Origin of the sequence: Promicromonospora citrea, assembly GCF_013004695.1 — a bacterium.
Taxonomy (GTDB): domain Bacteria; phylum Actinomycetota; class Actinomycetes; order Actinomycetales; family Cellulomonadaceae; genus Promicromonospora; species Promicromonospora citrea.
This window is the reverse complement of the sequence record NZ_JABEMG010000200.1, coordinates 1-5,535: the sequence shown is the minus strand read 5'-3', so window position 1 is coordinate 5,535 and position 5,535 is coordinate 1. Positions and strand designations below refer to the sequence as shown.

Annotated in this window: 7 protein-coding genes; 3 read left to right on the top strand and 4 right to left on the bottom strand. The window is 75.7% G+C overall.

Going from position 1 to position 5,535, the window contains the following annotated elements:
- The coding region (locus HLB15_RS22065) for a hypothetical protein (RefSeq protein WP_212760227.1) at positions 1 to 514 on the bottom strand (514 nt) is incomplete at its 3' end.
- Positions 515 to 748: 234 nt separating this feature from the next.
- Between HLB15_RS22065 and HLB15_RS22060 the strand changes: the two genes are divergently transcribed.
- Positions 749 to 1,765 carry a hypothetical protein gene (locus tag HLB15_RS22060; RefSeq protein ID WP_189087082.1) on the top strand — a complete coding sequence of 339 codons (1,017 nt, stop codon included), beginning with the start codon at positions 749 to 751 and terminating at the stop codon, positions 1,763 to 1,765.
- Positions 1,766 to 1,831: 66 nt separating this feature from the next.
- Here HLB15_RS22060 and HLB15_RS22055 read toward each other — a convergent pair whose 3' ends face one another.
- Both HLB15_RS22055 and HLB15_RS22050 read right to left on the bottom strand, forming a co-directional pair.
- Positions 1,832 to 2,758 (bottom strand): hypothetical protein, encoded by a 927-nt coding sequence (locus tag HLB15_RS22055; RefSeq protein WP_171108692.1) that lies wholly within the window; start codon positions 2,756 to 2,758, stop codon positions 1,832 to 1,834.
- 66 nt (positions 2,759 to 2,824) lie between these two features.
- Positions 2,825 to 3,883, bottom strand: coding sequence for a peptidoglycan recognition protein family protein (locus HLB15_RS22050; RefSeq protein ID WP_171108690.1), 1,059 nt, complete (start codon positions 3,881 to 3,883; stop codon positions 2,825 to 2,827).
- A gap of 79 nt (positions 3,884 to 3,962) precedes the next feature.
- On the opposite strand from HLB15_RS22050, the gene HLB15_RS22045 reads away from it, so the two are divergent.
- Together HLB15_RS22045 and HLB15_RS22040 are read left to right on the top strand one after the other, a co-directional pair.
- Positions 3,963 to 4,313 (top strand): GntR family transcriptional regulator, encoded by a 351-nt coding sequence (locus HLB15_RS22045; RefSeq protein WP_308424944.1) that lies wholly within the window; start codon positions 3,963 to 3,965, stop codon positions 4,311 to 4,313.
- A 34-nt stretch (positions 4,314 to 4,347) separates the two neighbouring features.
- Positions 4,348 to 4,767 carry a hypothetical protein gene (locus HLB15_RS22040; protein WP_171108688.1) on the top strand — a complete coding sequence of 140 codons (420 nt, stop codon included), beginning with the start codon at positions 4,348 to 4,350 and terminating at the stop codon, positions 4,765 to 4,767.
- 9 nt (positions 4,768 to 4,776) lie between these two features.
- On the opposite strand, the gene HLB15_RS22035 is transcribed toward HLB15_RS22040, so the two are convergent.
- Positions 4,777 to 5,535 (bottom strand): hypothetical protein (locus tag HLB15_RS22035; protein WP_171108686.1); only part of this gene is annotated, 759 nt, incomplete at its 5' end.

Genomic DNA, 5,535 nt, shown 5'->3' with positions numbered 1-5,535 from the left:
CGCACGCGCGGACGCCGCACAGGCGCGGACCACGGCCGAACGGGCCGACGCACGCAGCCGGGCCGCGCACGACGAGCTCCGGGCGGCCCACGACGAGTACGGCGCCCTGCGCGCCACGCACGACGAGCTGCGCACCGAGCTCGACGTCCTCCGGCGACGTACCGGCCGACAGGTGGCGATCGCGTGGGCGGGGGCGGGCGCGGCGGTCGCGCTGGCCGTGCTCGCCCTCGTCCTCGGCTGAGCGGGGGCGGCGCCACCGCGCCGGCCGCCGGCCCTCGAACCGCACGGGCAGCTCGCGGGGCACCGACGACCACGGCGTCCCCGACGCGGCCGGGGCCTCGGGGGGCACCGTGAGCGTCACGCCGCCGAGCCGACGCAGCGCCTCCTCCACCGCGATCTGCGCGATCGGTCGCGGGCCGCCGTGCCGGGCGTCGGGGCTCGTCGTCGTCTCGATGAGCGGCGGGAGGTCGCCCAGGTCCACCAGGCGCTCCGTCAGCGTCGTCGTGACTGTCATGGCTCCCCGGGTTCCGGGCGTACCACGAGTGCGCCAGGCTGTGGCCGTGTTGCTCCCTGCCATGACGAGCACTCCCCCTGCTGACGCCTCGGAATGTCTCGCACTTCACCCGATGTGCCGAGGATCAGCGGGACGAGATGTCATCGGACTGCCATGTGTCGGTCGCTCGCAGGCAATGCGCGGTCCGGCAGGGTGGGTCCGGAACCGAGGAGTCACCGACGAGATGGAGACGACATGAGAGCACCCCTCCGAACGGCGGCGACGGCCTTCGCCGCCGTCGCCCTGGCTGCCGCCGCGCCGTCCGCGGCGTCGGGCACGCAGTCGGGCACGCAGTCGGGCACGCAGTCGAGCACAGCGCCCGCGGCCTCCCCCGCCGAGATCGCACAGCGGTGGGCCCCGGTCCACTACCAGGACGTGGACCAGACGGGCACCAACGCGCTGGGCGGCCGGTCGGACTACCTCGCGGCGTACGACTTCGACGGCGACCTGGAGGCGCGCAACAACTGGGAGAACACGGGCCGGTTCGACCTGGCGGCGACCGCCTACTACGCGGTGCTGGAGACGAGCACCCACTGGTTCGTCACGTACCTGTTCTTCCACCCGCGGGACTGGTCGGACTCGATCTTCGACACGGAGCACGAGAACGACGGCGAGGGGGTGCTGGTCGCGGTGCAGAAGGACGGCACACCGCACGGCGTGCTGCGCGCCGCCGTCACCGTCGCGCACGCCGACTTCTACTCGTGGACGCCGCAGGGCAGCACGTGGGGCGCGGGGGCCGAGACGATCGACGGCACGCTGCCCGTCGAGGTCAGCCCGCACGACGGCCTGCCCCACCCCGTGACCGCCCAGGAGGCCAAGGGGCACGGCCTCAAGGCACGCGGCGGGTACGACATCGTGGGTGACGGCGTCGTCTACCACCCGGGCGGGCGGGCCGAGGTACCGGAGCACCCGGACGACCGCGCGGTGTCCTACCGCCTCGTCGACCTGCACGCGCCCGGCGGGCTGTGGGAGCACCGCGACGACGGCCGCTTGTTCGCGGCCTTCGGCACCTTCGCCGGCGACACGTCGGGCAGCTGCGGCGACGGCGGGATCTCCTGCACGCGCGATGCGGCGAACGCCCCGTGGGGCTGGGACGACGGCGACGACGTGCCGGGCAGGGGCGCGCTCGCGACCGACCCGGCTGCCGTGGTGGCGAGCTACTTCCGCGTCCCCGAGCCGCTGGACAGGCAGTACGTCGCGTACCCGTACTGAGCTCGTCCGACCCTCGGGTCGAGGTCGAGGGTTCGGTAACCCTCGACCTCGACTTGAGGGTGAGGGTCAGGCCAGGCGTGCCGAGATGGTGAGCTCCTGGCCGACGTCGAGCCGTACGTCGGCCAGGCGCACACCCTCGGGCAGGTGGGCGCCGAGGTCGATGTCCTGGGCGGTCGCGGCCTCGACGCGACCCTTGACCGTGCCGAGCAACGCACCGACGAGCGGGTTGGGGCTACCGAGCTGCACGTCGCGGACGGAGAGCACCATGGCGTCGTCGACCGTCACGCTCGCGGTCGCCTGCACGCGCGCGGAGAGGAAGACGCCCTTCTTGATCGCGGCGTCGACCCGGACGCTCGCGGCACGCGGCCCCCGGGAGACGACGTCCACGTCGAGGTCCGTCAGGGTGACGCCCTGCTGGAGCAGCACGACCGCGAGGATGCCCCGCACGGTGGCCACCAGGCCCTCCTTGTCGACCGACACGCGCGCGTGCCCCGAGACCGGGTGCTCGGCCGACGGCTCGACCGCCTCGACGCCGACGCGCCCGTCGGCGCCCTCCACCCAGTCGAACCGGAGACCGTCGGCCTCGGCGGTCAGGTCGACGGGCAGGTCCACGACGACGAGGCGGTGGGCCTCCAGCCGGACGCGCCGGGCGGTCGCCCGCTCGCGGCGCACCACCTCGGGCCGCCAGCGCTGCTCGGCGGCCTCCCCCGCCGACGGCGCGGCCGGCGTCCCGTCGAACCGGACCACGACGCCGGTGAGGTCGACGTGCGCCGAGGCGATGTCCGCCCCGTCGAGGTCCGCGGCGACGTGCGCGCGCTCGAGGCCTGCCACGCGGTCACCGAGCTCGTCGGCGATCGCCCCGCGGATGCGCGCCGCGAGGTCGGCGCCGTCGGTGGGACGGGGCGCCGCCCCGAGCGGCACGGGTCCGGGCTCGGGACGGGTGGCGGGCTGGGCCGCCGTGGTCGGCGGAGGGTACTGGGCCGGTTCGGTCATGGACGCGACACTATCCGTCGTCACCGACGCTCACCGCCGTGCGTCCACAGGCCCCCGGTCCGCCGGCTACACGCGCCCGGCGTTGAGCCGTCGCTGCAGCTCCATCACGGCGAGCGAGTCGCGGGAGATCACGCCGTCGACGGGCGTGCCGAGGTGGCGCTGCAGGGCGCTGACGGTCTGCGGGCCGATCTTGCCGTCGCGCCGGCCGGACGGCATGCCGGTGCGCGCCTGCAGTGCCGCGATCACCCGCGAGCCCTGGGCGTCGGCGACCCACTCCCAGCCGGAGGTGAGGCCGGGGTTGCGGTCGCGCCAGTAGACGCTCTGCGAGGAGACGACGCCGTCGGCCGGCGTGCCGAGCTCCTCCTGGAGCCTGCGGGTGGTGGCGGTGCCCCAGGCGCCGTCGACCACGAGGCCGCCCGGCTCTCCCGGGCTCGGCGGGGTGGTGCCCTCGCCGGCGCGGATGTCGTCGAGGCGCGCGTACGCGTGGCGGCCGGGGCACGCCGTCGACGTGACGTCGCGGTGCCCGTACAGCGGGGCCGCCTGCGTCCACCAGCGGCCCTTGCCCTCGCCGTAGATCGCGGCGGCCGTCGACACCTGCGCGGCGGTGGGCTCGTTGGTCTCGTAGTTGCCGGCCAGGCAGATGGACCGCGCCGTGCTGTTGCGCCCGCCCGTGTGCGTGCCGCGCCGGTTCCAGCTCACGCCCTGGTAGGCACGGCCGGAAGGGAAGACGACGACGTTGTAGGAGATGCCGGTGCCGAACCGGGACTGGCCGACGCTCTCCAGCGCGCGCATCTGCTCGGCCTCGGCCTCGACGCTCGCGTCCGGCGAGAGCTGCGCGGTGACCGAGTGGTGCAGGAAGACCTCGACCGCCGGGCCCTCGAGGGTGAGGTCGCCGTCCGCGTACCGCGCACCCCACGACGCGCGCGGGGCGATGTTCACGGCGGCCTGCGGAACCACCGGGCCGTCCGCGGGTGCGGGACCGGGGTCGGGTGCCGCCTGCGGGTCCGCGGCGGTCTCACCGGCGGGTCCGCCGTCGGGCTCGAGCACTTCCAGCACCGTCCCCTGCTCGTCCGTGATCTCGTACGGCTCCACCATGGCACGCCCCCGCTCCGGCTCGTCGAACATGATTTGTCGTACATGTCGCGTTCTCCATGTCTACCACCGGGTGAAGTTTCCGGCGAGCCGCGCTTGTAGGGTGGCGGACGTGATCAGCATCGACGCCGACTCCCCGGTCCCGCCGTACGAGCAGGTGCGCACGGCGCTCGCCCAGCAGATGGCGGTCCGGACGCTGCCGGTCGGCACCCGGCTGCCCACGGTCCGGGCGCTGGCCGCCGACCTCGGCATCGCGGTCAACACCGTCGCGCGCGCGTACCGGGAGCTCGAGGCGGCCGGGCTGGTCGAGACCCGGGGCCGGGCCGGGACGTTCGTCAGCGCGGCCGGCGACCAGCGCCTGGCCCGCGCCCAGGAGGCGGCCGCCCGGTACGCCGACGTGGTCCGCGGCCTGGGGATCGGTCGCGACGAGGCGCTCGAGATCGCGGCCGCCGCGCTGCGGTAGCGGGCGCACGCCCCACGGGTGCGAGACTGCGCGCATGGCTGACGACTGGGCGGGCAAGCGGGCCGAGGCGGTGCGGGTGCAGGCGGAGCGGCTGCGGCAACGGCAGGACGCCGAGCACACCCGCGCCGAGGAGATGCTGCGCCGGTTCGCCGAGGCCGCACGGGCGGCAGGGCTGGATCCCGAGCCGCTGGTCGTGCGCGGGTACGGCGGCCGGGGCACGGCACGCACGCCGCTGCGCGGCTGGTACCTGCGGGTGGACCGCAGCGCGGGCGTGACCACCGACGGCACCTTCTACGTGCTCACCGCACCGCTGGGCCTGCTCGACCGGGTGCGCGGCATGCGCCCCGAGCCCAGCAGGCCACCGCTCACGCTCGGCGCGGGCGGCAAGGACGGCGAGTCGGTACCCCTCGCCGACGCCCTGGAGCGCCTGCTGCCCGGCTGGCGCACGCGCTAGGCGCGCCGCTCACAGGCCGCGCAGCAGCTCCTCGCGCCGCCGGTCGAGGTCCGCGAGCCGGCCGCCGACCTCGACACGGCTCGCCGCGATCGCGACCCGGGCCCGGTCGACGGCGTCGAGGGCGTCGTGCACCCGGTCGCCCGCGCCCGCGATGCCGTCCACGAAGGACCGGTGCAGGGGCGCGGCGTCGAACAGGAAGTCGAACGGCCCCAGGAAGTCCGCCGCCATGAGACCCGCGGCACGGTCCAGGCCGATGCCGTCGAGCCGGCTCGCGAGCACCCGCAGCGCCTCGCCGGCCTGGTGCATCTGCCCCACGGCCTGGTCCATCCGGTCCGCCTTGCGCTCGTCGGTGAGGATGACCGTGTGCCTCCGGAACGGCTTCGTGCGGGCGCGCCGTTCGTCCTGCGCCCGCTCCCACGCGTCGTCGAGGTGCCCGAGGGCGGCGGTCAGCGCCGTCGCGGCACGGTCGGCGGCCGCGGACAGCTCGTCCAGCCCGGTGAGCTCGCGCCGCAGGGCCTGCGCCGACCGTCCGAGCCGGCGCAGCTCCGGCGCAGCGGGCGACGCCGTCTGGACCGCCCACGTCTCCGCCGCCGCGAGCGCCCCGGCGTACCAGCCGTCGACGTCACCGAGGCCGGTCAGGACCGCGCGCACGGCCTCGCTCTCCCGTTCGTCGTCGTCGATCGCGCGGCGCGCGTCCGCCACGCGGGCGGCGGCGGCGGTCTCCTCGGCGCGGAGGTCCGCGAGCAGCGCAGGGCGCCGGCCCCGGAC